Consider the following 26,515-nt stretch of genomic DNA (forward strand, 5'->3'; position numbering starts at 1 on the left):
GCCGACGAGACCGCCGGCGTTGTACTCCCGCGGACGGCATTCGCCCAGGTCAGCGCGATTGTCAGTGGTCGGGTGCAGGATGGACGCATGGTCAGCTCCGCACACCGAGCCCTCGACGGCTTCTCCCCCGCGACCCGCGGCTGGTTCACGGGGGCGTTCTCCGCGCCCACCGCGGCCCAGTCGGGCGCGTGGCAGGCCATCCGCGAGGGCTCGGACGTGCTGGTGGTCGCCCCGACCGGATCGGGAAAGACCCTGGCCGCCTTCCTCGCCGCCCTGGACCAGCTCGCCTCGACGCCACCCCCGGCGGACCCCCGCAAGCGCTGCCGGGTGCTGTACATCTCCCCGCTGAAGGCCCTCGCGGTCGACGTCGAGCGCAACCTGCGCAGCCCCCTGACCGGCATCCGCCAGGAATCCGTGCGCCTCGGCCTGCCCGAGCCGGAGGTGAAGGTCGGTATCCGCTCCGGCGACACCCCGCCCGCCGAGCGCCGCGCGCTGGCCACGCGGCCGCCGGACATCCTGATCACCACCCCGGAATCCCTGTTCCTGATGCTGACGTCCACCACGCGCGACGCGCTGACCGGCATCGAGACGGTGATCCTCGACGAGGTGCACGCGGTCGCGGGCACCAAGCGGGGGGCTCACCTCGCGCTCTCCCTGGAGCGGCTGGACGAGATCCTGCCGAAACCGGCCCGCCGCATCGGCCTCTCGGCGACCGTCCGCCCGGTCGACGAGGTCGCGCGGTATCTGTCACCGCGCCGCAAGGTGGAGATCGTCCAGCCGAAGTCCGGCAAGGAGTTCGACCTCTCCGTCGTCGTCCCCGTGGAGGACCTCGGCGAGCTGGGCGGCTCGCCGGTCGCCGAGGGCTCCGAGGGCGCGGAACGCCCCTCGATCTGGCCGCACGTCGAGGAGCGGATCGCCGACCTCGTCCAGTCCCATCGGTCCACGATCGTCTTCGCCAACTCGCGCCGCCTCGCGGAGCGGCTCTGCAACCGGCTCAACGAGATCGCGTACGAGCGGGCCACCGGTGAGCCTCTCGAAGAACACCACTCGCCCGCCGAGCTCATGGGCGGCTCCGGGGCGGCCCAGGGTGCTCCGCCGGTCATCGCGCGGGCCCACCACGGCTCGGTGTCCAAGGAACAGCGCTCCCTCGTCGAGGAGGATCTGAAGGCGGGCCGGCTGCCGGCCGTCGTCGCCACCTCGAGTCTCGAACTGGGCATCGACATGGGCGCCGTCGACCTGGTCGTCCAGGTCGAGTCGCCGCCCTCCGTCGCTTCCGGTCTCCAGCGCGTGGGCCGTGCGGGACACCAGGTGGGCGCGGTCTCCACCGGCGTGGTCTTCCCGAAGTACCGCGGTGACCTGGTCCAGGCGGCCGTGGTCACCGAGCGGATGCGGGTGGGCGCCATCGAGTCCCTGAGGGTGCCCGCCAACCCCTTGGACGTCCTGGCCCAGCAGGTGGTCGCCATGACGGCCATGGACACCTGGCAGGTCGACGACCTGCTCGCCGCCGTCCGCCGCGCCGCCCCGTTCGCCTCGCTGCCGGAATCGGCGTTCACCGCGGTCCTCGACATGCTCGCGGGCCGCTACCCGTCCGACGCGTTCGCCGAGCTGCGCCCGCGCGTGGTGTGGGACCGGGTCGCCGGCACGATCACCGGCCGTCCCGGCGCGCAGCGCCTGGCCGTCACCTCCGGGGGCACGATCCCCGACCGCGGCCTCTTCGGGGTGTTCCTCGTCGGCTCCGACCCGAAGAAGGGCGGCGGCCGGGTCGGCGAGCTCGACGAGGAGATGGTCTACGAATCGCGTGTGGGGGACGTCTTCACGCTCGGCACCAGCTCCTGGCGCATCGAGGACATCACCCGCGACCGGGTCCTGGTCTCCCCCGCCCCCGGGGTGCCGGGCCGTCTGCCCTTCTGGAAGGGCGACCAACTGGGCCGGCCGCTCGAACTGGGCCGCGCGCTGGGCGCGTTCCTGCGCGAGGTCGGCTCCCTGCCCAAGGAGGACGCCCGTCTGCGCCTGCTCACCGCGGGCCTGGACGCCTGGGCCGCGGACAACGTGCTGTCCTACCTGGACGAGCAGCGCGAGGCATGCGGCCATGTCCCGGACGACCGCACGATCGTCGTGGAGCGCTTCCGCGACGAACTCGGTGACTGGCGGGTCGTCGTGCACTCCCCCTTCGGCGCCCAGGTCCACGCCCCCTGGGCCCTCGCCCTCGGAGCCCGTCTCTCCGAGCGGTACGGCATGGACGCACAGGTCATGCACGCCGACGACGGCATCGTGCTGCGCCTCCCGGACGCCGACCTCATGGGCCTGGACCTGCTCGACCAGACGCCCATGACGGCGGGCACTTCCTCACACACGGCGGCCGACGCGGACCAGGCCCCGGTCGGCGCGGCGGACGTGGTGTTCGACAAGGGCGAGGTCGACCAGGTCGTCACCGACCAGGTGGGCGGTTCGGCCCTGTTCGCGTCCCGCTTCCGCGAGTGCGCGGCGCGCGCGCTGCTGCTGCCGCGCCGCAACCCGGGCAAGCGCACGCCGCTCTGGCAGCAGCGTCAGCGCGCCGCCCAACTGCTTCAGGTGGCGAGTGAGTTCGGCTCGTTCCCGATCGTCCTGGAGGCGGTCCGCGAGTGCCTACAGGATGTCTTCGACGTCCCCGGACTCGTCGAGCTGATGGGCGATCTGGAGTCCCGCAAGGTGCGCCTGGTCGAGGTCACCACCCCGGAACCGTCCCCCTTCGCCCGCTCCCTCCTCTTCGGATACGTCGCCCAGTTCCTCTACGAGGGCGACTCACCGCTCGCCGAGCGTCGCGCCGCCGCCCTCTCGCTGGACTCACGGCTGCTGGCCGAGCTGCTCGGCCAGGCGGAGCTGCGCGAGCTGCTCGACGCCGAGGTGCTCACCGAGCTGGAGCGGGAACTCCAGTGGCGCACCGAGGACCGGCGCGTCAAGGACGCCGAGGGCGTCGCGGACCTACTGCGCCTGCTCGGGCCGCTCACCGACGACGACCTGGTCGAGCGCGGCGCCGAACCGCACTGGGCGCAGGAGCTGGCCGCCGCCCGCCGCGCGATCCGGGTCCGTATCGCGGGCGCGGAGCACTGGGCGGCGATCGAGGACGCGGGCCGCCTGCGCGACGCCCTGGGCACGGCCCTGCCGGTCGGTGTCCCGGAAGCGTTCACGGAACCGGTCAAGGATCCCCTCGGCGACCTCCTCGCCCGCTACGCCCGTACGCACGGCCCGTTCACGTCCGTCACGGCGGCCGCCCGCTTCGGCCTGGGCGTGGCGGTCACCGAGGGCGCCCTGCAACGACTGGCAGGCGGCGGTCGGGTCGTACAGGGGGAGTTCCACCCGGCCGGGATCGGCCAGGAGTGGTGCGACGCGGCCGTTCTGCGCCGACTGCGCCGCCGTTCCCTGGCGGCGCTGCGGCACGAGCTGGAGCCGGTGACTCCGCCGGCGCTCGCCCAGTTCCTCCCGCAGTGGCAGCACATCGGCAAGGGGCACGGGCTGCGGGGCATCGACGGACTGGTGCGTGCCGTAGAACAGTTGCAGGGCGCGTCCGTGCCCGCGTCCGCCCTGGAGAAGCTGATCCTGCCGTCCCGCGTCGCGCACTACACACCCGCGATGCTCGACGAACTCACCGCGGCCGGCGAGGTGGTGTGGGCCGGAGCGGGCGCACTGCCCGGCAAGGACGGCTGGATCTCCCTGTATCTGGCGGACGCGGCCCCGCTGCTGCTGCCCCCGCCCCACCCCCTGGAGCTGACGGCACTCCACGAGTCGGTGCTGAACACCCTCTCGGGGGGCTACGGCCTGTTCTTCCGTCAGATCGCCGACCAGGTCCGCGCCACCACCCATCCCGATGCCACGGACCCCCAATTGGCCGACGCGGTCTGGGACCTGGCCTGGTCCGGCCGGCTCACGAACGACACCCTCGCACCCATGCGCGCCCTGCTGGGCTCCGGACGCACCGCGGGGTCCACCGCGCACCGCGCCAAGCGCACGGTCCCGCGCGGGCGTTACGGCTCGCTCACGGCCGCCGCCCGCCCCGTCTCCCGCAGCGGCCCGCCGACCGTCGCCGGCCGCTGGTCCCTGCTCCCGCAGCGCGATCCGGACCCCACGGTGCGCGCCCATGCCCTCGCCCGTATCCTCCTCGACCGGCACGGCGTGGTGACCCGGGGAGCGGTCTCCGCGGAGGGTGTCGAGGGCGGGTTCTCGGCGGTGTACCGCATTCTTTCCGCCTTCGAGGACAACGGGCAGGCCCGACGTGGGTACGTCGTCGAGGGGCTCGGCGCGGCCCAGTTCGCGATGGACGGGGCGGTGGACCGCCTGCGCGCGGTGGCCAACGCCCGCGAGCGCGGCGAGAGCCTGCCCGGCCCGGGCTCCACGAACGGCTCCCCCGGCGGTTTCGGCACACCCGGTGACGCGACCGACGGCTTCGGCGTACCCGGCGACTTCACCGACGGCTCGGGCACACAAGGCACCTTCACCGACACGTTCGGCGCGCGGGACCACTTCGCCGACGCCTTCAAGACACCCGACGGCCTGCCCCACCCGGGCGACACCGGCGATCTCGGTGACTTCGGCGACTTCGGGTATGCCGACGGGCCCGGCGGCCACGCACCGGACGCCTTCGCCGCACCCGGCGACCACATCTCGCCGCGCGACTTCGCACCACCGGGTGCCGGCGGCCCCCGAGGCGGTCCGACCCTTCCGCACGGCTCCGGATCCGGCTTCCCCGACCGGCGAACCCGCCCCGCTCCCACCCCCGGTTCCCGAGCCGTGGTCCTGGCAGCCGCCGACCCCGCGAACGCGTACGGCGCGGCCCTCCCCTGGCCCGAGCCCCCGACCGGGGCGGGGCACAAGCCCGGCCGTAAGGCGGGCTCCCTGGTGGTGCTCGTCGACGGCGACCTGGCGCTCTACATGGAGCGCGGCGGCAAGACACTGCTGGCCTGGCCCGAGGACCCGGAGGGCACGGCCACCGACGACCCCCGGCTGCGGGAGGCCGCGGAGGCCCTCGCCGCGGCCGCGCGAGCGGGTTCCCTCGGCACGGTCACGGTGGAGCGCGTCAACGGCGCCTCCGCCCTGACCTCCCCCATCGGCGCCCTCCTGGAAGGAGCGGGTTTCATCGCCACACCCCGAGGCCTACGGCTTCGGGCATGAACCGGAACCTCCACCGCAGGCCGACCCAGCCGATCACCACCGACCCCACCCAGCCGGTCACCGCCAGCTGCACCCGGCCGGTCACCGTCGGCCCCGCCTGACCGATCACCACCTGCCGCACACGACCGGTCATCGCCTCCCCCCACCTTCCGGTCACCGTCGACCTCGCCCAGCCGATCACCATCGACCCCACCCGGCCGGTCACCGCCAGCTGCACCCGGCCGGTATCCGCCGGCCCCGCCTGACCGATCACGACGTGCCGCACACGACCGGTCATCGCCGGCCCCACCCGGCTGATCACCGTCGACCTCACCCTGCTGTTCACCGCCGACCCCACCCTGCCGATCACCATCGCCCTGAGCCAGCCGATCACCGTCACCCGAACCCAGCCGGTCACCGCCCCCTCGGCAACGCACCACCACGCCGCACAGCTCTCCGCCGCACAGCCCCACCGCCCCCGCACCGCCCCGTACCGTGCCACCCTTGACCCATGCCCGAAGGTGACACGGTCTGGCAGACCGCGAGGCGACTGCACGGCGCTCTCGCGGGCAGCGTGCTGATCCGATCCGATCTGCGGGTGCCGAAGTACGCCACTGCCGACCTGACGGGCCGCACGGTCCTGGACGTCACCCCACGCGGCAAGCATCTCCTCACCCGCGTCGAAGGCGGCCTGACCCTCCACTCACACCTGCGCATGGAGGGCGCCTGGAAGGTGTACGCCCCCGGCCTGCGCTGGACCGGCGGCCCGGCCCACCAGATCCGGGCCGTCCTCGGCACCGCCGAGCACACGGCCGTCGGCTACCGCCTCCCGGTCCTCGAACTCCTGCGCACCACCGACGAGCACCGCGCCGTCGGCCACCTGGGCCCCGATCTGCTGGGCCCGGACTGGGATCCCGGCAAAGCCCTGGCCAACCTCCTGGCGGATCCCGCCCGCCCCCTAGGCGAGGCCCTGCTCGACCAGCGCAATCTGGCCGGCATCGGCAACGTCTACAAGAGCGAGCTGTGCTTCCTGCTCGGCGCGACCCCCTGGCTGCCCGTCGGCGCCCTGCCCACCGAGCGCGCGGCGGTCCTGCCCGGACTCGCCAAGAAGCTCCTGGAGGCCAACCGAGACCGCCCGGTCCGCAGCACCACGGGCCTTCGCGGCCCGGACCTCTTCGTGTACGGGCGGGCTCCCCGCCCCTGTCTGCGCTGCCGCACACAGGTCCGCGTGGCCGACCAGGGCGACGGCTCCCGCGAGCGCCCCACCTACTGGTGCCCCACCTGCCAGACGGGCCCGGCGCCGGCCCCGGGCAGCGCCTCCGGGGTCCGGAGATTCCGGTCCCGCACAAACAATTGACGGACCGTCAGATTTGCTCGTACCGTCCCCTCATGCCCGTCAAGGCGTACGACCTCACCGGACGCACCGCATTCGTCACCGGCGCCGCGGGCGGTATCGGCCGCGCCGCCGCCCTGCTGCTCGCCGCGGCGGGGGCCACCGTGCACTGCGCGGACCGCGACGCGCAGGGCCTGCACGAGACGGCGACGCTGATCAAGGAACAGGGCGGCACCGCCCCTGTCCATCACCTCGACGTCACCGACCGCGACCGGCTCAAGCGGGCCGTGGAGTCCTGCGAGCGCCTGGACGTCATGGCGGCGATCGCCGGCATCATGCACAGCAGCCCGGTCCTGGAGACCCGCGACGAGGACCTCGACCGGGTGATGGACGTCAACTTCAAGGGCGTGCTGTACGCCTGCCAGGAGGCGGCCAGGCTGATGCTCGCCCGGAACACCAGGGGCAGCATCGTCACCATGGCGTCGGGCGCCGTCGACACGGGCGGCCCCGGCCTGCTCTGCTACGGCGCGGCCAAGGCCGCCGTCGTACAGCTGACGAAGACGTTGGCGACCGAGCTGGGCCGGGACGGCATCCGCGTCAACGCGGTCGCCCCGGGCTGGATCCGCACGCCCATGACCGACCGTCACGACGTCTCGGCCCAGGCGCACACCGAGGCGCTCATGTCCCGGATGTCACCACTGGGCCGGGTCGGCGCACCGGAGGAGGTCGCCCACGCGGTGCTCTATCTGGCCTGCGACGCGTCGTCGTTCACGACGGGCCAGATCCTGCGTCCCAACGGCGGGGTGGCGATGCCTTGGTAGCCGGGGTCATCCGCCAGGCCTGCACCCATCGCCCCGGCCCGAGCGCCCCCACCGCCCGCGCCTTGGGCATGCAGTGCACGGGCAGCAGGCTCAGGCCCCAGCCCCCGGCCGCGACCGTGCCCTCCAGCGCGCCCGCGCCCGGCACGAGCGCCAGCCGCAGCACGGCCCACCACCACACCGCCCCCAGTCCGAGAACAACCCCCCAGCGCACTATCCGTGCCGCCATGACCCGCCACCACCTCCAGCCCGACGCCAGAAATCGAACCGTCCGGCCCCGACCGGGACGACGCTAGAACGCCGCCCTGGGCGCCGGGAGGGCGCACCGGCAGCACACAGGCGCACCACGCCTGTCAGACGTTCTCGGCTTGGAACATCCAGTGGTGTTTTTCGAGATCCGCTGTGATCCCGATGAAGATGTCCTGGCTGACGGGATCCGCGTCGCCGGTGGCGGACACCCGTTCCCGCATCCGCGTGATCACCGCACTCAGGGCCGCGACGAGCGCGCTCACGGCGTCGACGTCCTTGATCCAGCCGGCGGGCACCACGCCGGTACCGCTGCCGGCGGCGACCGTGGCGGCGCGCCCGTCGGGCGACACCCCCAGCGCCGAGGCCCGCTCCGCGACGGTGTCGGAGTGCGTGCGCGCGCTGTCCACCACCTCGTCGAGCTGGAGGTGGATGGACCGGAAGCGGGCGCCGACGACGTTCCAGTGCACCTGCTTCGCCACGAGCGAGAGATCCACCAGGTCGACGAGCGCACCCTGGAGTGCCTCGGACACCGTCTTCAGGTCCGTGTCGGACAACGGGCTCTTCACGACGTTCATCCGGCTTCCTCCGTGGGCTCGCCCTGGCATGTGCTTCCACCATGACCGCCACACCGAGCACCGGCAAACCGACCCAAAAGGTGCACGTCCCCGGCGATCTGGCACCTCGGCGCACCGAGCGCACACAGCACACCGAAACACAAAGACCCCGACCACGCCCCTCCCGGTGGTCAACCCGGAGAAGCCCCGGCCGGGGCCCCACGCATGTGCGTCAGCTCACGCACCCACAGCCGTGGGTGTCAGGCGGCGACCACGTCCACCGCCTCGGCGGGCGCCTTGATGGTCACACGCTCCGGCGGCACACCGGCCACCGAAACGGAACCCAGCATCGGGCGAACCGGCGTGGGTACAGGCTCACTGGGGGTGGCAGCAGCAGACTGGGCCAGCTCGGCGAGGGCGAGCTCATCGCTCACTTCCCGCATGAGCTCGGACATCCGTACGTCCAGCGCGTCGCAGATGGCGGAGAGCAGCTCGGAGGATGCCTCCTTCTGCCCCCGCTCCACCTCGGAGAGATAGCCGAGTGAGACTCGGGCGGACGAGGAGACTTCGCGCAGAGTACGGCCCTGGCGTTGGCGCTGCCGACGCAGCACGTCACCCAGCAGGCGACGGAGCAGAATCATCGGTGGCTCCCTCCTCGGACCGCGTAGCCGCATCCTTCACGCCCCACCGTACCGCCTTGCGCCGCGGCCGTGCGGGGAGCGATGTCGTGTTCACTCAGGGCTGCAAACATCAAAACCCCCCGTTCTGTTCCGTATCCTGTGCGCGCTCATTCCCGGTCTGTTCGCTCGCGAGCTCCTTCAGGAGCAGGGCGAGTACGCTCCGTACACTCTCCATACGGATTTCCGCGCGGTCGCCGTTCAACCGCGGCGCCTCCACTTTTCCGCCACCGGCGGAACCGGAACGCGCCGCGAGGGGGCCGTCCAGGGCGACGAAAACCGTCCCGACCGGCCGGCCGTCCTGCGGTTCGGGACCGGCGACTCCGGTGGTCGCCAGCCCCCAGTCGGCGCCCAGCGCCTTCCGGACTCCGGCCGCCATCTGGGCCGCGACCTGCGGATCCACCGCGCCGCGCTCGGCCAGCAGAGTGGCATCGACCCCGAGCAGCTCGTGCTTGAGGTCGGTGGCATAGGCGGTCACCGAGCCCCGGAACACCTTGGACGCCCCGGGGACCGACGTGATCTCCGCCGCGACCAGACCACCCGTGAGCGACTCGGCGACGGCGAGCGTCTCGCCTCTCACCGTGAGTAGTCGCACCACTTCGGCGGCCCGGGAATTCACGCTTCCGTCTCCTCCAGCGCGGCCTTGCGCTCGGCGATTCCCTGCCGGCGCAGCACAATGGCCTGTCTCACGTAGTCGAGCCCGGTCACCACGGTCAGGACCACCGCCGCGGCCATCACCCAGAACCTCAGCGTGGCCAGCCACCCCGTCAGCGCCAGGACGTACATCCCGACGGCCACGCCCTGGGTGAGCGTCTTGAGCTTGCCGCCCCGGCTCGCCGGGATGACGCCGTAGCGGATGACGAGGAAGCGCAGCAGCGTGATCCCGAGTTCCCGGCCGAGGATGACGCCCGTCACCCACCAGGGCAGATCGCCGAGCCCGGACAGACAGATCAGCGCCGCGCCCATGATCGCCTTGTCGGCGATGGGGTCGGCGATCTTCCCGAAGTCGGTGACCAGGTTGTAGGTGCGTGCCAGATGGCCGTCGAACAGGTCGGTGATCATCGCGATGGCGAACGCGGCCCAGGCGAGCGAACGCAACGCCGGGTCGTATCCGCCGTCGGCGAGCATCAGTGCCACGAAGCCCGGCACCAGGATCAGCCGGAGCATGGTCAGCAGGTTGGCGATGTTCCAGACGCTGGCCTGGTTGACGGCCGCGGCCGTCAGCTTCCCGCCCCGCGCCGACTTCGTACCGTCTCCCGCACCCGAACCGGAATCGGACCCGACCGCGCCCACCCCGTCGTGCTTCGACGGGTCGCCCACCGCGCGCGCCTTCGAGGAGCCGCCCGCCGCGGATGCCGGGACACCGGTCATCTGCCCGCCCCCTCAGTGCCCGTGAACGAGCCGTCGAGCGGCTCGGCCACCAGGTCGACGCCCTCCGTACCGACCACCTTCGCCTCGACCATACGACCGACGCTCAGCCCCGCGCCGCTCGTGAGCAGCACCTGACCGTCGGTCTCCGGCGCCTGGTGCTCCCCGCGGCCGTACACGCCGTCCTCGGAGTCCACCGACTCCACGAGGACCCGCACGGTTTCGCCGAGGCGCTCCTCGGCCCGCTGCGAGACGAGTTCCTCGGCCAGCCGGGAGACCCGGGCCAGCCGCTCGGCGACGACGTCCTCCGCGAGCTTGTTCTCGTACGTGGCCGCTTCGGTGCCGTCCTCGTCCGAGTACCCGAAGACGCCGATGGCGTCCAGCCGCGCGCCGTTGAGGAAGCGCTCCAGCTCCGCCAGGTCGGCCTCGGACTCGCCCGGGAATCCGACGATGAAGTTGGAGCGCACGCCCGCCTCGGGCGCCTTGCTGCGGATGGTGTCGAGCAGCTCCAGGAAGCGGTCGGTGTCGCCGAAGCGGCGCATCGCGCGCAGCACGGCGGGCGCGGAGTGCTGGAAGGACAGGTCGAAGTACGGCACGACCTTCGGGGTCGAGGTCAGCACGTCGATCAGGCCGGGGCGCATCTCGGCCGGCTGGAGGTAGCTGACCCGCACCCGCTCGATGCCGTCCACGTCGGCGAGCTCGGGCAGCAGCGACTCCAGCAGGCGGATGTCGCCCAGGTCCTTGCCGTACGACGTGTTGTTCTCGGAGACCAGCATGACCTCCTTGACGCCCTGCTCGGCCAGCCAGCGCGTCTCGTTCAGCACGTCGCTCGGGCGGCGCGAGATGAAGGAGCCGCGGAAGGACGGGATGGCGCAGAAGGAGCAGCGCCGGTCGCAGCCAGAGGCGAGCTTCACCGAGGCGACGGGGGCGCCGTCCAGCCGGCGGCGCAGCGGCGCGCGCGGGCCCGACACCGGGGCCACGCCTTCGGGCAGGTCGGTGGGTGCGCCGTGCCCGGGCAAGGCCACCTCCGCGCCCGCGCCCTGCCGCTCGGCCGGGCTGATCGGCAGCAGCTTGCGCCGGTCGCGCGGGGTGTGCGCGGCGTGGACACCACCGGACAGGATGGTCTGAAGGCGGTCGGAGATGTCGGCGTAGTCGTCGAAACCGAGCACGCCGTCGGCCTCGGGGAGGGCCTCGGCGAGCTCCTTGCCGTAGCGCTCGGCCATGCAGCCGACCGCCACGACGGCCTGGGTTCTGCCCTGCCCCTTGAGATCGTTGGCCTCCAGGAGGGCGTCGACGGAGTCCTTCTTGGCGGCGTCGACGAAGCCACAGGTGTTGACGACGGCCACGTCCGCGTGCGCGGCGTCCTCCACGAGGTCCCAGCCGTCCGCCTCCAAGCGGCCTGCGAGCTCCTCCGAGTCCACCTCGTTACGGGCGCAGCCAAGGGTGACGAGTGCGACGGTACGGCGTTCAGGCATGGGCTCAAGACTACTTCGTCCCGCTGACACCCCACGTCGACGGGGTTGGCCGATCTTGGCCAACCCCGTAGCGGTTCAACTGTTGCGGAAGGTCATCCGACCTGCGGATCACCCTTCGTGTACGTCAGCCGCTCGACGGCACCCGGCTGGAAGTCGTCCTCGATCTTCTTGCCGTTGACGTACAGCTGGATGGCGCCAGCGTCGCCCAGCACCAGGTTGATCTTCGAGCTGTCCTGGAAGGTCTTGGACTCGCCCTGCTTGAGCAGTCCGTCGAAGAGCAGCCGGCCGTTGTGGTCCTTGGCGGAGATCCAGCTGCGCCCGTCGGCAGCGCTGACCTGGACGGTCACCTTGTCCTGCGGGGCCGCCGCGATGGCGCTGTCGGAGGGCTCCGGCTTGGGGTCGACGGGCTTGCCGTCCTTCTTCGGGGTCTCCGAGACGGACGCGCTCGCCGAGGGCGTGGTGCTGTCGGCGACCTGGTCCCGGGCGCCGTTGTCGTCGCCGCCCTTGAACGCGGTGAAACCGACGAAGCCGACCACGGCGACGATGGCCGCGACCATGGCCGCGGTCCAGTTGGGGCCGCGCCGCTCGGGACGGATGCGCTCCGCCTCGAACAGGGGTGCGGCCGGGGTGGGAGCCGGGGCGCCGCCACGCTCGGCGGAGAACCGGGCGATGAGCGGCTCGGGGTCGAGATGGACGGCCTTGGCCAGGTTCCGGATATGACCGCGGGCATAGACGTCTCCGCCACAGGGCGAGAAGTCGTCCGCCTCGATGGCGTGGACGATGGCGATGCGGACTCGGGTGGCGTTACTGACGTCGTCTACGGTCAGCCCGGCCGCGATGCGCGCCTGCTGAAGGGCGCGGCCGATGGAAGGGAGGGCATCCTCACGATCGTCCTCGAACGGACGCTCGTCTTCTGGGGAGTTGCCGATGGACACGGGGGCGCCTTTCGAGCGTGTAGCCACCTGTGCTAGAGGTTCAGTCTAGGGGGGGTACGAAAGGGTGGGGCAACCGGGCGGTAGGACTTTGTACGCCATCGGAATGGCCGGTCATCCCGACGGTGGGGCACGAGTTTGTCGCCTCCCTCAACTTGACGTACGACGAGGGGAAACGGTTGCTCAATGATCCCTCACGGGTGAGTCACGATCCAACATCATCCTGACTCACGGAACACCTGCGGGATGATCGACGCGCGCCCGTCTCCCTACCCTTCAGCCTCCCCGCGGATCACCGCGAGCACGCCATCGAGTTCGTCGGCCTTCACAAGAACGTCACGAGCCTTGGATCCCTCACTGGGTCCGACGATGCCGCGGGACTCCATGAGGTCCATCAGCCGCCCGGCCTTGGCGAAGCCCACGCGCAGCTTGCGCTGGAGCATCGAGGTCGACCCGAACTGCGTCGAGACCACCAGCTCGGCCGCCTGGCACAGCAGGTCCAGGTCGTCGCCGATGTCCTCGTCGATCTCCTTCTTCTGCTTGGTGCCGACCACGACGTCGTCCCGGAAGACGGGCGTCATCTGGTCCTTGCAGTGCTGGACGATGGCCGCGACCTCGTCCTCGGTCACGAACGCGCCCTGCATACGGGTCGGCTTGTTGGCCCCCATCGGCAGGAACAGCCCGTCGCCCTTGCCGATCAGCTTCTCGGCACCGGGCTGGTCGAGGATGACCCGGCTGTCGGCGAGCGAGGAGGTGGCGAACGCGAGCCGCGAGGGCACGTTCGCCTTGATCAGACCGGTGACCACGTCGACGGAGGGCCGCTGGGTGGCGAGCACCAGGTGGATGCCGGCCGCCCGCGCGAGCTGCGTGATGCGCACGATCGCGTCCTCGACGTCACGCGGCGCGACCATCATCAGGTCGGCGAGCTCGTCGACGATCACCAGCAGGTACGGGTACGGGCTGAGCTCGCGCTCGCTGCCCTCGGGCAGCTTGACCTTGCCGTTCCTGATGGCATCGTTGAAGTCGTCGATGTGCCGGAAGCCGAACGCCGCGAGGTCGTCGTAGCGCAGGTCCATCTCCCGTACGACCCACTGCAGGGCCTCGGCGGCCCGCTTGGGGTTGGTGATGATCGGCGTGATCAGGTGCGGGATGCCCTCGTACGCGGTCAGCTCGACGCGCTTGGGGTCGACGAGGACCATCCGCACGTCCTCGGGGGTCGCGCGGACCATCACCGAGGTGATCAGGCAGTTGATGCACGAGGACTTGCCCGAACCGGTGGCTCCGGCGACGAGGACGTGCGGCATCTTCGCGAGATTGGCCATGACGTAGCCGCCCTCGACGTCCTTGCCGAGCGCCACCAGCATCGGGTGGTCGTCCTCGGCCGCGTCCGCGAGCCGCAGCACGTCACCGAGGTTGACCATCTCCCGGTCGGTGTTCGGGATCTCGATGCCGACCGCCGACTTGCCGGGGATCGGGCTGATGATCCGCACGTCCGGGCTGGCGACGGCGTACGCGATGTTCTTGGTGAGCGCGGTGATCCGCTCGACCTTCACGGCGGGGCCGAGCTCGACCTCGTAGCGCGTGACCGTCGGCCCGCGGGTGAAGCCGGTGACGGACGCGTCGACCTTGAACTCGGTGAAGACGGTCGTGAGCGAGGCGACGACGGCGTCGTTGGCGGCGCTGCGCGCCTTGCCCGGGCCGCCTCGTTCGAGGAGGTCGAGCGAGGGCAGGGAGTAGGTGATGTCGCCGGCCAGCTGAAGCTGTTCGGCCCGCGGCGGCAGGTCACGGGTCGTCTCGGGGGCCGCCTTGGTCAGGTCGGGGACCGTCCCGACCTTGAGCCGCTGCTGCTGGGGGCGCGCGGCCGGCACCGGCGTCGGGGCCGTCGGCTCGCGGTCGGAGACGCTCACGCCCTGGGTGAGGTCGGCGACGATCGGCGAGGGCGGCATGCCGTGCAGCACGGCGCCGTCCAGCGCGGCGGCGGCCGCCGCGGCCACGTCCACGGCGTCCGGCTGGCGCCCTATGTCCGGCTGCGGCACGGCGGAGCGCCGGGGGCGGCCGCGCCGCTGGGAGAGCGCTTCCTGCTCGGCGTCGTCCGGGTCGTACGACGGAGGGGCGCTCGAGCGTCTGCGCGGGCGCGCGGGCGTCTCGTCACGCCACTGGTCGTCGTAGCGCTCGTCCTCGTCGGTGAAGTCGTCGACCCCGGGGTCGTGCAGCACGCCCAGGCGCACCGCGAGCGTCCGCAGCCGCTGCGGGATGGCGTTGACCGGGGTGGCCGTGACCACGAGCAGACCGAAGACCGTGAGCAGCACGAGCAGCGGTACGGCGAGAACGTCACCCATGGCGTACGACAGCGGAGTGGCCGCGCCCCAGCCGATGAGGCCGCCGGCGTCCCTTATCGCCTGCATGCCGTCGCTGCGGGCGGGTGAGCCGCAGGCGATGTGGACCTGGCCGAGCACACCGATGACGAGCGCGGACAGGCCGATCACGATGCGGCCGTTGGCCTCCGGCTTCTCGGGGTGGCGGATGAAGCGCACTCCGATGACGGCGAGCAGTATCGGCACCAGCAGGTCGAGGCGCCCGAAGGCGCCGGTCACGAGGATCTCGACCAGGTCGCCCACGGGGCCGCGCAGGTCGGCCCAGGTGCCGGCGGCGACGATCAGCGCGACGCCGAGCAGGAGCAGCGCGACGCCGTCCTTGCGGTGCGCCGGGTCGAGGTTCTTCGCGCCCTGCCCTATGCCCCGGAACACGGCGCCGACGGCGTGCGCGAGGCCGAGCCAGACGGCGCGCACGAGCCGGTAGACGCCCCCGGTGGGACTGGGCGCCGGCTTGGGCGCGGGCTTCTTCGCCGCGGCCTTCTTGGCAGGCGACTTCTTCGCGGGGGCCCTGTTGGCAGCGGCCTTGTTCGCCGGAGCCTTCGCTGAAGCGGCCGCCTTCTTCGTCGGCGGCTTCTTGGCTGCGGAGGGACGTGAGGCCATAGGTGTGAGGTTACCGGTGGAGACGACAGCGGACACGTGTGCCCAACGCTTCACCCGTTCGTGTCGCCCTTGCGGGGACCCGGAACTGACACGGGCTCATACGCAACTACGACGTCGCCGCGCGTCAGTTCTGCGACGGAAGCGAGGCCGGGCTGCCGCCCGTGCCCGGCTCCAGGGCGTCCAGTGCTCTGCGCAGCCCGGTGAGCTTGCGTTCGAGATGGGCCGCCGTGGCCACCGCCGCCGCGTCCGCGGACTCGTCGTCGAGCTGCTTCGACAGGGCCTCGGCCTGCTCCTCCACGGCCGCGAGCCGCGCGGAGAGCTCCGCGAGCAGACCGGGCGACTCCTTGGCCCCGCCGACCGCGGACCTGCCGCCGCCCTCCAACTGGAGCCGCAGCAGCGCCGCCTGCTCCCTCAGCTGGCAGTTCTTCATGTACAGCTCGACGAAAACGGACACCTTCGCGCGCAGCACCCACGGATCGAAGGGCTTCGAGATGTAGTCCACCGCGCCCGCCGCGTACCCACGGAAGGTGTGATGGGGACCGTGGTTGATCGCGGTGAGGAAGATGATCGGGATGTCCCGGGTCCGTTCCCGTCGCTTGATGTGCGCGGCCGTTTCGAATCCGTCCATTCCCGGCATCTGGACGTCCAGCAGAATGACCGCGAAGTCGTCCGTCAGCAGCGCCTTGAGCGCTTCCTCCCCGGACGATGCCCGCACCAGCGTCTGATCGAGCGCAGAGAGGATCGCCTCCAGCGCCAGCAGATTCTCCGGCCGGTCATCGACCAGGAGGATCTTGGCCTTCTGCACCATGGCCCGCCCTCCTCGCCCCGGCATGGGGCCTCCCCAGTCCGCAGGACTTGGGGAAGCACCGCCTGGTGCCGCCCCAGGGGACGACTCCCTTGCGTCGCCCGTCCTCGTGCCGGTCATGGTAGCCGCACCCCGCCCGTCGCCACACCCTGTCACCGCGATGTCACTGTGCACGTAGCAGAAACGCGGTGGGAGACCAGAAGGTTCCCCGAATCCCGTACTTCTACACGGCATCGGACACCCTGTGTCAGCAACTCCGTGTGAACTCCTGAGGATCCCGCCACATCCACACCAAGCTTGTACGAAGTCCGACCGTTATGGTCACTCCTCCCGCATCCACTGTTCCATCACGGCCAGCAGGTGATCGGGGTCGACCGGCTTCGTGACGTAGTCGGAGGCGCCCGATTCGATCGCCTTCTCCCGGTCGCCCTTCATCGCCTTCGCGGTCAGCGCGATGATCGGCAGCCCGGAGAACTGCGGCATCCTGCGGATCGCGGTGGTCGTCGCGTACCCGTCCATCTCGGGCATCATGATGTCCATCAGCACGACCGCCACGTCGTCGTGCTGTTCCAGGACCTCGATGCCCTCCCGCCCGTTCTCGGCGTACAGCACGGACAGGCCGTGCTGCTCCAGGACGCTGGTGAGCGCGAACACGTTGCGGATGTCGTCGTCGACGATGAGCACCTTCTCGCCGCCGAACCGGAAGTCGCGCTCGGGCCGCTCCTCCGGCGCCTGCTCGACCGGCCACTGCTCCAGCTGACCGTTGCGCTGCTCGACCCCCGGCGTGGCCCTGCGGCGGCGCCGGAAGAGCGCGGCGGGCCCGTTCTGGGTCTCCCGGTACGACTTCACCTCGGCCGGTGTCTCGATCTCCACCTCGGCGAGCGCGGACAGATCGGCCTCGGACGCCACCAGCTCGCCCGCCTCCAGCGCGGGCACCGGCTGCTGGTAGCCGTGCGGGGGCAGCTCGCTCGGGTGCAGCGGCAGATAGAGCGTGAAGGTCGAGCCGCGCCCGGGCTCGCTCTGCGCGTGGATCTCGCCGCCGAGCAGCTGGGCGATCTCCCGCGAGATGGACAGCCCCAGGCCCGTACCGCCGTACTTGCGGCTGGTCGTGCCGTCCGCCTGCTTGAACGCCTCGAAAATCACCCGCATCTTGCCGGCCGCGATCCCGATGCCCGTGTCGGTCACCGAGAACGCGATCAGCGGCGCGTCCGGATCACTGAGCGAACCGGTCTCCAGCAGCTGCTCACGGATCGCCACCGGCACGTCGGCCCCGGCCGGCCTGATCACCAGCTCGACCGACCCGGAGTCGGTGAACTTCACCGCGTTGGACAACAGGTTGCGCAGCACCTGAAGCAGCCGCTGCTCGTCGGTGTGCAGGGTCGCGGGCAGCTCCGGCGACACCCGTACGGACAGGTCGAGGCCCTTCTCCGCGGTCAGCGGCCGGAACGTCGCCTCCACGTAGTCGACGAGCTGGACGAGCGCGATGCGCGTCGGGGAGACGTCCATCTTGCCCGCCTCGACCTTCGACAGGTCCAGGATGTCGTTGATCAGCTGGAGCAGGTCCGAGCCGGCCCCGTGGATCGTTTCGGCGAACTCGACCTGCTTCGGCGAGAGGTTGCCCTCCGCGTTGTCGGCGAGCAGCTTGGCCAGGATCAGCAGCGAGTTCAACGGCGTCCGCAGCTCGTGCGACATGTTGGCGAGGAACTCGCTCTTGTAGCGCATCGACACGGCGAGCTGCTCGGCGCGCTCCTCCAGAACCTGCCGCGCCTCCTCGATCTCGGTGTTCTTCACCTCGATGTCGCGGTTCTGCTGGGCCAGCAGCTCGGCCTTCTCCTCCAGTTCGGCGTTGGACGCCTGGAGGGCCTTCTGCCGCTGCTCCAACTCCGCCGACCGCTCGCGCAGTTGCTCGGTCAGCTCCTGCGACTGCTTCAGCAGCTGCTCCGTCTTGGTGTTGACCGAGATGGTGTTGACGCTGGTCGCGATCATCTCGGCGATCTGGTTGAGGAAGTCCTTCTGGATATGGGTGAAGGGCGTGAAGGACGCCAGCTCGATGATGCCGAGCACCTTGCCCTCGAAGAGCACCGGCAGCACGATCACCTGGGCCGGCGGCGCCTCGCCGAGCCCCGAGGAGATCTTCAGGTAGCCGCTCGGGGCGTTCTCCACCAGGATCGTGCGCTTCTCCTCCGCCGCCGTGCCGACGAGCGCCTCACCAGGCTCGAACGACGTCGGCATGGAGCCCATCGAGTAGCCGTACGAGCCCAGCATGCGCAGCTCGTACCGGTCGTCCGTGCCGTCGCTCACGTCCTTGCCGTCCACCGGCGGCATGGCGACGAAGAACGCGCCGTGCTGCGCGGAGACCACCGGGGTCAGCTCGCTCATGATCAGCGAGGCGACGTCCTCCAGGTCACGGCGGCCCTGCATGAGCGCGGAGATACGGGCGAGGTTGCCCTTGAGCCAGTCCTGCTCCTTGTTGGCGATCGTGGTGTCGCGCAGGTTGGCGATCATCTTGTTGACCGAGTCCTGGAGTTCCTCGATCTCGCCGGAGGCGTCCACGTCGATCTTCAGGTTCAGGTCGCCGCGGGTCACCGCGGTCGCCACGCGCGCGATGGCCCGCACCTGCCGGGTCAGGTTCCCGGCCATCTCGTTCACCGACTCGGTGAGGTCGCGCCAGGTGCCGTCGACGTCACGCACGCGTGCCTGACCGCCGAGCTGGCCCTCCGTACCCACCTCGCGGGCCACGCGCGTGACCTCCTCGGCGAACGACGACAGCTGGTCGACCATCGTGTTGATGGTGGTCTTCAGCTCCAGGATCTCGCCGCGCGCGTCGATGTCGATCTTCTTGGTCAGGTCACCCTTGGCGATGGCCGTGGTGACCATCGCGATGTTGCGCACCTGACCGGTCAGGTTGGACGCCATCTGGTTCACCGACTCGGTGAGGTCCTTCCAGGTGCCGGCCACACCGGGCACGTGCGCCTGCCCGCCGAGGATGCCGTCCGTGCCCACCTCGCGGGCCACCTTGGTGACCTGGTCGGCGAACGAACTCAGCGTCTTCACCATGGTGTTGAAGGTGTCGGCGAGCTGCGCGACCTCGCCGCTCGCGTCGATCGTCACCGTCCGCGTCAGGTCGCCGTTGGCGACGGCCGCCGCGACCTGGGAGATGTTGCGCACCTGGACGGTCAGGTTCTTGGCCATCAGGTTGACGTTGTCGCTGAGGTCCTTCCAGATGCCCGTGGCGCCCTGGACGTGCGCCTGGCCGCCCAGGATGCCCTCGGTGCCCACCTCGCGGGCCACCCGGGTCACCTGCTCGGCGAAGGACGACAGCTGGTCCACCATCGTGTTGACGGTGGTGACGAGTTCGAGGATCTCGCCCTTGGCGTCGACGGTGATCTTCTTCGACAGGTCGCCCTTGGCGACCGCGGTGGTGACCTCGGCGATGTTGCGGACCTGGATGGTCAGGTTGTTCGCCATGAAGTTCACGGACTGGGTCAGGTCCTTCCAGGTGCCCGCGACCCCCTGCACCTCCGCCTGCCCGCCCAGCATGCCCTCGGTGCCCACCTCGCGGGCCACGCGGGTGACCTCCTGGGCGAACGACGACAGCTGGTCCACCATCGTGTTGAGGGTGTTCTTCAGCTCGAGGATCTCACCGCGCGCGTCCACGGTGATCTTCTGCGACAGGTCACCGCGCGCCACCGCCGTGGCGACCTGCGCGATGTTGCGCACCTGCGCGGTGAGGTTGCCGGCCATGCCGTTCACCGAGTCGGTCAGGTCGCGCCACACACCGGCGACGCCAGGCACCTGCGCCTGCCCGCCGAGACGGCCGTCCGTACCCACCTCGCGGGCGACCTTCGTCACCTGGTCGGCGAACGCGGAGAGCTGGTCGACCATGGTGTTGATGGTGATCTTCAGCTCGAGGATCTCACCGCGCGCGTCCACGGTGATCTTCTGCGACAGGTCACCCCGCGCCACCGCCGTGGTGACCTGTGCGATCTGCCGCACCTGCGCCGTCAGGTTGCCCGTGATGGAGTTGACCGAGTCGGTCAGCTCCTTCCAGGTGCCGGACACCCCGGGCACCTGGGCCTGCCCGCCGAGACGTCCCTCCGTACCCACCTCCCGGCCCATCTGGATCACCTGGTCGGCGAACGACGACAGCTGGTCCACCATCGTGTTCACGGTGTTCTTCAGCTGGAGCATCTCGCCGGCCACGTCCACCGTGACCTTCTGGGACAGGTCACCGTTGGCGACCGCGGTGGTCACCTGGGCGATGTTCCTCACCTGACCGGTGAGGTTGCGGAAGGCCGTGTTGACGGAGTCCGTCAGATCCTTCCAGTCGCCCGCGACCCCGGGCACCTGGGCCTGGCCGCCCAGCTCACCCTCGTTGCCGATCTCCCGGGCGACGCGGGTGACCTCGGCTCCGAAGGCGGACAGCTGGTCCACCATCCCGTTGACGGTGTTCTTCAGCTCCAGCATCTCGCCGGCCACGTCCACCGTGACCTTGCGGGACAGGTCACCGCTGGCCACGGCCGTCGTCACGGCGGCGATGTCACGGACCTGCGTGGTCAGGTTCCGGAAGACCGTGTTGACGGAGTCCGTCAGATCCTTCCAGGTGCCCGCGGCACCCGGCACGTTCGCCTGCCCGCCGAGCCGCCCCTCGGCACCGACCTCGTTCGCCACGCGTGTGACCTCGTCGGCGAAGATCCGTAGCGTCTCGGTCATCTGGTTGATCGTGTCGGCGAGCTGGGCGACCTCGCCGCGCGCCTGCACCGTGACCTTCCGCGAGAGGTCACCGCTGGCCACCGCGGTGGTGACCTCCGCGATCCCGCGCACCTGGGCCGTGAGGTTCCCGGCCATGGTGTTCACCGAGTCGGTGAGTTCCTTCCACACCCCGTCGACGCCGGACACCCGGGCCTGACCGCCGAGGATGCCCTCGGTGCCCACCTCGCGGGCCACGCGCGTCACCTCGGAGGAGAAGGCGGAGAGCTGGTCCACCATCGTGTTGACGGTGTTCTTCAGCTCCAGCATCTCGCCGGCCACGTGAACCGTGACCTTCCGGGACAGATCGCCCTTGGCGACCGCCGTCGTCACCAGGGCGATGTCCCGCACCTGGGCCGTCAGCCGGTACGCCATCGTGTTGACGGAGTCCGTGAGGTCCTTCCAGGAACCGGACATTCCGCGCACTTGGGCCTGTCCGCCCAGCTTGCCCTCGGTGCCCACCTCGCTGGCCACGCGCGTGACCTCGTCGGTGAACGTCGACAACTGGTCGACCAGGTTGTTGACCGTCCGCCCGACCTTCAGGAACTCGCCGCGCAGCGGATGCCCGGGTCCGTCCGGCCCCTGCGTCCGCAGGTCCATCCGCGGCGACAGATCACCCTCGGCGACCGCCGACAGCACCCGGCTGACCTCGGAGACGGGCCGTACGAGGTCGTCCACGAGCGCGTTGGAGTTGTCGACCGCGGTCGCCCACGAGCCCTCACAGGCGCCCGTCTCCAGCCGCTCCGTGAGTTTTCCCTCACGTCCCACCATGCGCCGCACCCGCGAGAGCTCGCCCGTCAGATGCAGATTGCGGTCGGCGACCTCGTTGAAGACGGCCGCGATCTCCGACATCACGCCGTCCCCGGACACCGTGAGCCGCTTGCGGAAGTTCCCGTCCCGCATCGACACGAGAGCGGCCAACAACCGGTTCAGGGCAGCCGTGTCCACCGTGGTGGTGCCATTGCGCCCTTTGCCCTGGTTGTTCAGGGACTGCCCGCCTTTCGCGCGCGCCTTCGTGGCCCGCGTCGCCGCGCCAGACTCCACTGTGTCCCTCCCGCAGGGGTCGACCGTTACCGCTGTGCCCCGATATGCCTGACGGCGTACCGGTTAATGCTGCCCGTCTCTGCCCGATGTCATCAGGCCACACCAAGGGCTGCTGCCCTTCGTGCACCGCACACACTCAGCCTGCCCGTTCTTTCACCGGAAGCCTGCCCAGTGTTTCACCCTCACCGAACCAGGCCATAACAGTTCGGCAGCTTCGCACACCGTCCGCACACCCTCCCGGTGGAAACACAGCCGACCGGCATCCGCACGCGCTGGGAAGGTAAGTAACCTTGCATGCGGCTGTCCAGCCGCGCCGGCACATCCGGCCTGGGCGGTGGCACGAGTACGAGCGGGCATCGGAGGGGCGGCCGCAGACATGACCACCGGACTGATCCCTGGGGAACAGCCCCCGGACCCCCGGCCGACCGACGGCCTGCCCGCGCAGGCCCGGCAGCAACCGGTCGGCCCGGGAGCCCTGCATGCCGACGACCGGTCGAGGAGTTCTGTGATCACCGCGCGCGCGGCCGCCAGCTTCGAGCCCGTCGGGCGATCCGTGGCGACCGCCCGCGCCTTCGTCCGCGACACCCTTCAGGGCTGGGGCTTCGCCGACATCGTCGACGACGCGGTGGTCCTCACCAGCGAACTGGTGACCAACGCCGTGGTCCACGCGGGCACGTCCGCGGACGTGTTGTGCCTGCGCAGCGACGAGGGCGCCCGCATCGAGGTCTCCGACCGCTACCCCGAGCGGGAGATCCCCCTCCAGGGCACCGCCGTCAACATGGGCAGCCCCGACCGTGAGGGCGGGCGCGGACTCCAGCTGTGCGCGGCCCTGGCCGGCCGCTGGGGCGTCGAGTACACGCCCACCCACAAGAACGTCTGGTTCCAACTCCACCTTCCCGAGCGCCCGGTGGGCACCCGCACCGCGGGCCCCTCCCTGCCCGCCCACCTCCTCCCGCTCGCCGACGGCCGCGTCCGCGTCGCGGTGATCCAGATCGACCGCATCGGCGCGATCACCGCGTGGAACGAGGACGCCGAGGAACTCTTCGGCTACGCGGCCGACCAGGTCACCGGCAAGCCCCTCACCGACCTCGCCGCCTGGCCGCACACCCCCGGCACGAGCACCGGCATCGTGGAGGCCCTCCAGCTCTCGCGCTGGGAGGGCAGTTACGGCCTGCGCGGCGCCGACGGCCGCGTCACCCCCGTCTACGCCTCGCACCTGCGCGTCCGCGACACCGGCGGCGAGCCCTCCACCGTCTGCCTCCTCGTCCGCGACCACGAACGCGCGGTCCTGCAGACGCCGTTGCGCGGCCCGGCCTCCGACGCGGGCACGTCCGACACCCAGAGCATGGACCCCTTCGAGGTGTTCATCGGTTCTCCGGCCCCGGACGACCTCGACGGCCTCCTCCAGCGCACGGTCGAACGCGCCCGCGACATGCTCGACGGCGACTCCGCCTTCCTGCTCCTCGCCACCGACGACGAAACGGAGTTGGAGGTCCGCGCCTCCACCGGCCTGCCCTCCGCCCGTCAGCGCTTCGCCCGCGTCCCCGTCGAGGCGGGCCCCGGCCGCTACGGCTCGGCGCGCATGCCCGCCGTCCACGAGGACCTCGCCGCCGTCCCCGGCGCCGTACCGCTCCTGAACGCCACCGGCATGCGCTCCGTCGTGACGGTCCCGCTGAAGGTCGAGGGCCGCCTCACGGGCTCCCTCGGCGTCGCCGCGGAGTCTCCCGGCAGATATTCCAACGAGGAGGCGCTGCGCCTGCAGTTCGCCGCGGACCGCATCGCGCTGGCGGTGGAATCCGCCCGCCTGGGCGAACTGGAACGCCTGCGCCGAGGCTCCCTGAGCTTCCTCGTCGAGGCCTCCGACCTCCTGGCCGGCACCCTGGACCGCGACCAGACCCTGGCTCTGATGGCCCAGATGACGGTCCCGACCCTGGCCACCTGGTGCGCCGTGTACACGATCGCCGACCAGGCCTCGGAGCCGTACCTGTCCTACGTCCTGCACGAGGACGAGGAGCTGATCGACGGCATCAAGTCGCTCCTGTCCAAGGTCCCGCCGCCGGACCCGGTACCCACCCCGGGCGCCCGCGTCTGGACGGCTCCCGGCGAGGTCGCCCACCAGGCGGCCCTGCGCAGCTCCATGCGCAGCCTGGGGCTGAGCGGCGGTCCGATCCACCAGATCGCGTCCGGCATCGCCCCGACCCTGGCCACGGCCTCCGCGGTCGGCGGCGAGACGGTGGTCCTCCCGCTGGTCGCCCGCAACCGCGTCATCGGCATGCTGACGCTCGGCAAGCCCACGGACGAACACTTCCGCCAGGAGATCCTGGAACTGGCCGAGGACCTGAGCCGCCGCGCCGCCCTGGCCCTGGACAACGCCCGCCTCTACTCCGAGCGCACGGCCATCAGCCAGTCCCTCCAGCGCAGCCTGCTGCCACCGGAACTCCCCCACATCGAGGGCGTCGAGGTCGAGGTCATCTACCGCGCGGCCGGCGAGGGCAACGAGGTCGGCGGCGACTTCTACGACCTGTTCCCGATCAGCGACGGCGCCTACGGCTTCGCCATCGGCGACGTCTGCGGTACGGGCCCGAACGCGGCGGCGGTCACGGGCCTGGCCCGGCACGCGCTGCGCCTGCTCGCCCGCGAGGGCCTCAGCGGCCCGGCCGTCCTGGAGCGCCTGAACTCGGCCATCCTCGACGAAGGCGCCCGCAGCCGCTTCCTGACCCTCCTCTACGGCGAGATGCGCCCCCAGGCGGACGGCAGCGCGGAACTGAAGGTGGTCTGCGCCGGCCACCCGCTGCCGCTGCGCCTGCGCCAGGACGGCACGGTCGAGGCCGCCGCCGAACCCCAGCCGCTGCTCGGCGTCATGGAGGACCTCGAGCTCTACGAGCAGACGGTGACCCTCGACCCGGGCGATGTCCTCCTGTGCGTCACGGACGGCGTCACCGAGCGCCGTGAGGGCACCCGCATGCTGGGCGACGACGGCCTCACCGACGTCCTCACGACGTGCACGGGCCTGACGGCAGGCGCGGTCGCGGCCCGCATCATGCGCGCGGTGGAACGCTTCGCGTCGGACGCCCCGTCCGACGACATGGCGATCCTGGCGATGCGGGTCCCGGGTCTCCAGGTGGACTAGGGCGCCCGGAGCAGGACATGAGAAAGGCCCCGCCCAATGGGCGGGGCCTTTTCTGGTGGAGCCCCCAAACGGAATCGAACCGTTGACCTTCTCCTTACCATGGAGACGCTCTACCGACTGAGCTATAGGGGCCAGTTACCTTGTCGAGGTTTCCCCCGCGGCAACAGAATAGATCATACCCTGAACAGGGCCGTGCTCCCAACTCGCTCAGAAAGCGGGCTGGAGCAGTCCTCCCAGCGCATTGCACGCGGACACGATCCGCTGCATGTCCCGCCTCGTCAACGCCGCTTCCACGGGCAGTGCGAGCGTGTCGTCCGCGGCGAGCTCGGTCTCCGGCAGCGACACGCACCGCCGGAACTCGGGCAGCCGGTGCACCGGCGTCTTCACCGGCACCCGACAGTCAACTCCCCTGCTCCGCAGGGCGCGTGCGAAGGCGTCGCGATCGGGCCGCCCATTCCCGGGCACCCGGACGACGTACTGCTGATAGGTGTGGCCGTCGCCTCCGTCGGGCGTGCGCACCCCGCGCAGCTTCCCGTCGAGGTAGGCGGCCCGCTGCCGACGCCGAGCGACCTCGTCGTACGGCGCCTCGGACTCGGCCTGCTCCAGCACGAGCAGTCCGTGCCGCTGCCCCACACCGTGCAGCCGCGCTATGTCGGCCGGCCGGCCGAAGCGGTGCACGGCGACGACGGCCGCCGTCCGCGAAGTCAGGGACGCCTCGACAGCGCACGCGTCGAGGCAGTACGTCACCGGATCTATGTCCGCGAACACCGGAAGCGCGCCGGCCAGGGTCACCGATTCGGCCACTTCCACGTTCCCGAAGGCCGGCACGATCACCTCGTCACCGACGCCGACGCCGGCAGCCCTGAGCATTGCAGCAGTACCCATGCTCTGGATGTTCGTAGCGGAACGTGAACGTCAAGTTACGGGCAACAAAAAAGGGTTGGATCCCGAACCGAAGTTCAGGATCCAACCCTTTGAATAATCGTTCGGCGGCGTCCTACTCTCCCACAGGGTCCCCCCTGCAGTACCATCGGCGCTGTAAGGCTTAGCTTCCGGGTTCGGAATGTAACCGGGCGTTTCCCTCACGCTATAACCACCGAAACACTATGAAACTGTCAACCGCACCGCCACCACAACCCCCCACAAAAAGGGGTCCCGGTGACGGGGTTGTTCGTGGTTTCAGAACCAACACAGTGGACGCGAGCAACTGAGGACAAGCCCTCGGCCTATTAGTACCGGTCACCTCCACCAGTTACCTGGCTTCCAGATCCGGCCTATCAAC

Annotated in this window: 16 protein-coding genes, 1 tRNA gene and 1 rRNA gene; 4 read left to right on the forward strand and 14 right to left on the reverse strand. The window is 70.7% G+C overall.

Features of this window, described 5'->3' with window-relative positions:
- Positions 1-87 precede the first annotated feature (87 nt).
- On the forward strand, positions 88-5,145 hold the full coding sequence (locus tag ACFV0T_RS33555; RefSeq protein ID WP_385787633.1) for a DEAD/DEAH box helicase: 5,058 nt from the start codon (positions 88-90) through the stop codon (positions 5,143-5,145).
- Here the strand turns inward: ACFV0T_RS33555 and ACFV0T_RS33560 are convergent.
- Entirely contained in the window at positions 5,108-5,542 is a 435-nt protein-coding gene (locus ACFV0T_RS33560) for a hypothetical protein (RefSeq protein WP_385787636.1), read from the reverse strand. The genes ACFV0T_RS33555 and ACFV0T_RS33560 overlap by 38 nt on opposite strands.
- Positions 5,543-5,635: 93 nt before the next feature.
- Here ACFV0T_RS33560 and ACFV0T_RS33565 point away from each other — a divergent pair, with 93 nt between their 5' ends.
- Positions 5,636-6,481, forward strand: a complete 846-nt coding sequence (locus tag ACFV0T_RS33565) for a DNA-formamidopyrimidine glycosylase family protein (protein WP_385787639.1) — start codon at positions 5,636-5,638, stop codon at positions 6,479-6,481.
- 32 nt (positions 6,482-6,513) lie between these two features.
- Positions 6,514-7,278 carry an SDR family NAD(P)-dependent oxidoreductase gene (locus ACFV0T_RS33570; RefSeq protein WP_385787642.1) on the forward strand — a complete coding sequence of 255 codons (765 nt, stop codon included), beginning with the start codon at positions 6,514-6,516 and terminating at the stop codon, positions 7,276-7,278.
- Here ACFV0T_RS33570 and ACFV0T_RS33575 read toward each other — a convergent pair.
- From ACFV0T_RS33575 to ACFV0T_RS33620, 10 genes are all read right to left on the reverse strand, one after another.
- Positions 7,226-7,504, reverse strand: a complete 279-nt coding sequence (locus tag ACFV0T_RS33575) for a hypothetical protein (RefSeq protein WP_385787645.1) — start codon at positions 7,502-7,504, stop codon at positions 7,226-7,228. The two genes, ACFV0T_RS33570 and ACFV0T_RS33575, sit on opposite strands and share 53 nt — an antisense overlap.
- A gap of 124 nt (positions 7,505-7,628) precedes the next feature.
- Positions 7,629-8,099 (reverse strand): Dps family protein, encoded by a 471-nt coding sequence (locus ACFV0T_RS33580; RefSeq protein ID WP_385787648.1) that lies wholly within the window; start codon positions 8,097-8,099, stop codon positions 7,629-7,631.
- Between the two features lie 239 nt (positions 8,100-8,338).
- Positions 8,339-8,719, reverse strand: a complete 381-nt coding sequence (locus ACFV0T_RS33585) for a helix-turn-helix domain-containing protein (protein WP_030044087.1) — start codon at positions 8,717-8,719, stop codon at positions 8,339-8,341.
- 109 nt (positions 8,720-8,828) lie between these two features.
- A complete protein-coding gene (locus tag ACFV0T_RS33590; protein ID WP_385787651.1) occupies positions 8,829-9,374 on the reverse strand; it encodes a CinA family protein in 546 nt (181 codons plus the stop codon).
- Positions 9,371-10,126, reverse strand: a complete 756-nt coding sequence (gene pgsA / locus ACFV0T_RS33595; RefSeq protein ID WP_385787654.1) for a CDP-diacylglycerol--glycerol-3-phosphate 3-phosphatidyltransferase — start codon at positions 10,124-10,126, stop codon at positions 9,371-9,373. The genes ACFV0T_RS33590 and pgsA overlap by 4 nt, the downstream gene beginning before the upstream one ends.
- On the reverse strand, positions 10,123-11,598 hold the full coding sequence (rimO, locus tag ACFV0T_RS33600; protein WP_385787657.1) for a 30S ribosomal protein S12 methylthiotransferase RimO: 1,476 nt from the start codon (positions 11,596-11,598) through the stop codon (positions 10,123-10,125). The genes pgsA and rimO overlap by 4 nt, the downstream gene beginning before the upstream one ends.
- Before the next feature lie 92 nt (positions 11,599-11,690).
- Positions 11,691-12,533: a helix-turn-helix domain-containing protein gene (locus ACFV0T_RS33605; protein WP_385787659.1), complete on the reverse strand. Its 843-nt coding sequence runs from the start codon at positions 12,531-12,533 to the stop codon at positions 11,691-11,693.
- Between the two features lie 266 nt (positions 12,534-12,799).
- Complete coding sequence (locus ACFV0T_RS33610; protein ID WP_385787662.1) at positions 12,800-15,505, reverse strand: DNA translocase FtsK; 2,706 nt, start codon at positions 15,503-15,505, stop codon at positions 12,800-12,802.
- A 124-nt stretch (positions 15,506-15,629) separates the two neighbouring features.
- Complete coding sequence (locus ACFV0T_RS33615; protein ID WP_385787665.1) at positions 15,630-16,313, reverse strand: two-component system response regulator; 684 nt, start codon at positions 16,311-16,313, stop codon at positions 15,630-15,632.
- 318 nt (positions 16,314-16,631) lie between these two features.
- On the reverse strand, positions 16,632-22,103 hold the full coding sequence (locus ACFV0T_RS33620) for a HAMP domain-containing protein (protein ID WP_385787668.1): 5,472 nt from the start codon (positions 22,101-22,103) through the stop codon (positions 16,632-16,634).
- A 376-nt stretch (positions 22,104-22,479) separates the two neighbouring features.
- Here ACFV0T_RS33620 and ACFV0T_RS33625 point away from each other — a divergent pair, with 376 nt between their 5' ends.
- Positions 22,480-25,233, forward strand: coding sequence for a SpoIIE family protein phosphatase (locus tag ACFV0T_RS33625; RefSeq protein ID WP_385787671.1), 2,754 nt, complete (start codon positions 22,480-22,482; stop codon positions 25,231-25,233).
- 56 nt (positions 25,234-25,289) lie between these two features.
- On the opposite strand, the gene ACFV0T_RS33630 is transcribed toward ACFV0T_RS33625, so the two are convergent.
- From ACFV0T_RS33630 to rrf, 3 genes are all read right to left on the reverse strand, one after another.
- Positions 25,290-25,365: transfer RNA gene (locus ACFV0T_RS33630), tRNA-Thr, on the reverse strand.
- A gap of 75 nt (positions 25,366-25,440) precedes the next feature.
- Positions 25,441-26,103 (reverse strand): DegT/DnrJ/EryC1/StrS family aminotransferase, encoded by a 663-nt coding sequence (locus tag ACFV0T_RS33635; protein ID WP_385787683.1) that lies wholly within the window; start codon positions 26,101-26,103, stop codon positions 25,441-25,443.
- A gap of 114 nt (positions 26,104-26,217) precedes the next feature.
- Positions 26,218-26,334 (reverse strand): 5S ribosomal RNA (rrf, locus tag ACFV0T_RS33640).
- Positions 26,335-26,515: the final 181 nt, after the last annotated feature.

The organism is Streptomyces sp. NPDC059582, assembly GCF_042735715.1.
Lineage (GTDB): Bacteria > Actinomycetota > Actinomycetes > Streptomycetales > Streptomycetaceae > Streptomyces.

Coding starts and splice junctions, on each gene's coding strand:
- ACFV0T_RS33555 (WP_385787633.1), top strand. CDS start 88: ATGGTCAGCTCCGCACACCGAGCCCTCGACGGCTTCTCCCCCGCGACC.
- ACFV0T_RS33565 (WP_385787639.1), top strand. CDS start 5,636: ATGCCCGAAGGTGACACGGTCTGGCAGACCGCGAGGCGACTGCACGGC.
- ACFV0T_RS33570 (WP_385787642.1), top strand. CDS start 6,514: ATGCCCGTCAAGGCGTACGACCTCACCGGACGCACCGCATTCGTCACC.
- ACFV0T_RS33575 (WP_385787645.1), bottom strand. CDS start 7,504: ATGGCGGCACGGATAGTGCGCTGGGGGGTTGTTCTCGGACTGGGGGCG.
- ACFV0T_RS33580 (WP_385787648.1), bottom strand. CDS start 8,099: ATGAACGTCGTGAAGAGCCCGTTGTCCGACACGGACCTGAAGACGGTG.
- ACFV0T_RS33585 (WP_030044087.1), bottom strand. CDS start 8,719: ATGATTCTGCTCCGTCGCCTGCTGGGTGACGTGCTGCGTCGGCAGCGC.
- pgsA (WP_385787654.1), bottom strand. CDS start 10,126: ATGACCGGTGTCCCGGCATCCGCGGCGGGCGGCTCCTCGAAGGCGCGC.
- rimO (WP_385787657.1), bottom strand. CDS start 11,598: ATGCCTGAACGCCGTACCGTCGCACTCGTCACCCTTGGCTGCGCCCGT.
- ACFV0T_RS33610 (WP_385787662.1), bottom strand. CDS start 15,505: ATGGCCTCACGTCCCTCCGCAGCCAAGAAGCCGCCGACGAAGAAGGCG.
- ACFV0T_RS33615 (WP_385787665.1), bottom strand. CDS start 16,313: ATGGTGCAGAAGGCCAAGATCCTCCTGGTCGATGACCGGCCGGAGAAT.
- ACFV0T_RS33625 (WP_385787671.1), top strand. CDS start 22,480: ATGACCACCGGACTGATCCCTGGGGAACAGCCCCCGGACCCCCGGCCG.
- ACFV0T_RS33635 (WP_385787683.1), bottom strand. CDS start 26,103: ATGCTCAGGGCTGCCGGCGTCGGCGTCGGTGACGAGGTGATCGTGCCG.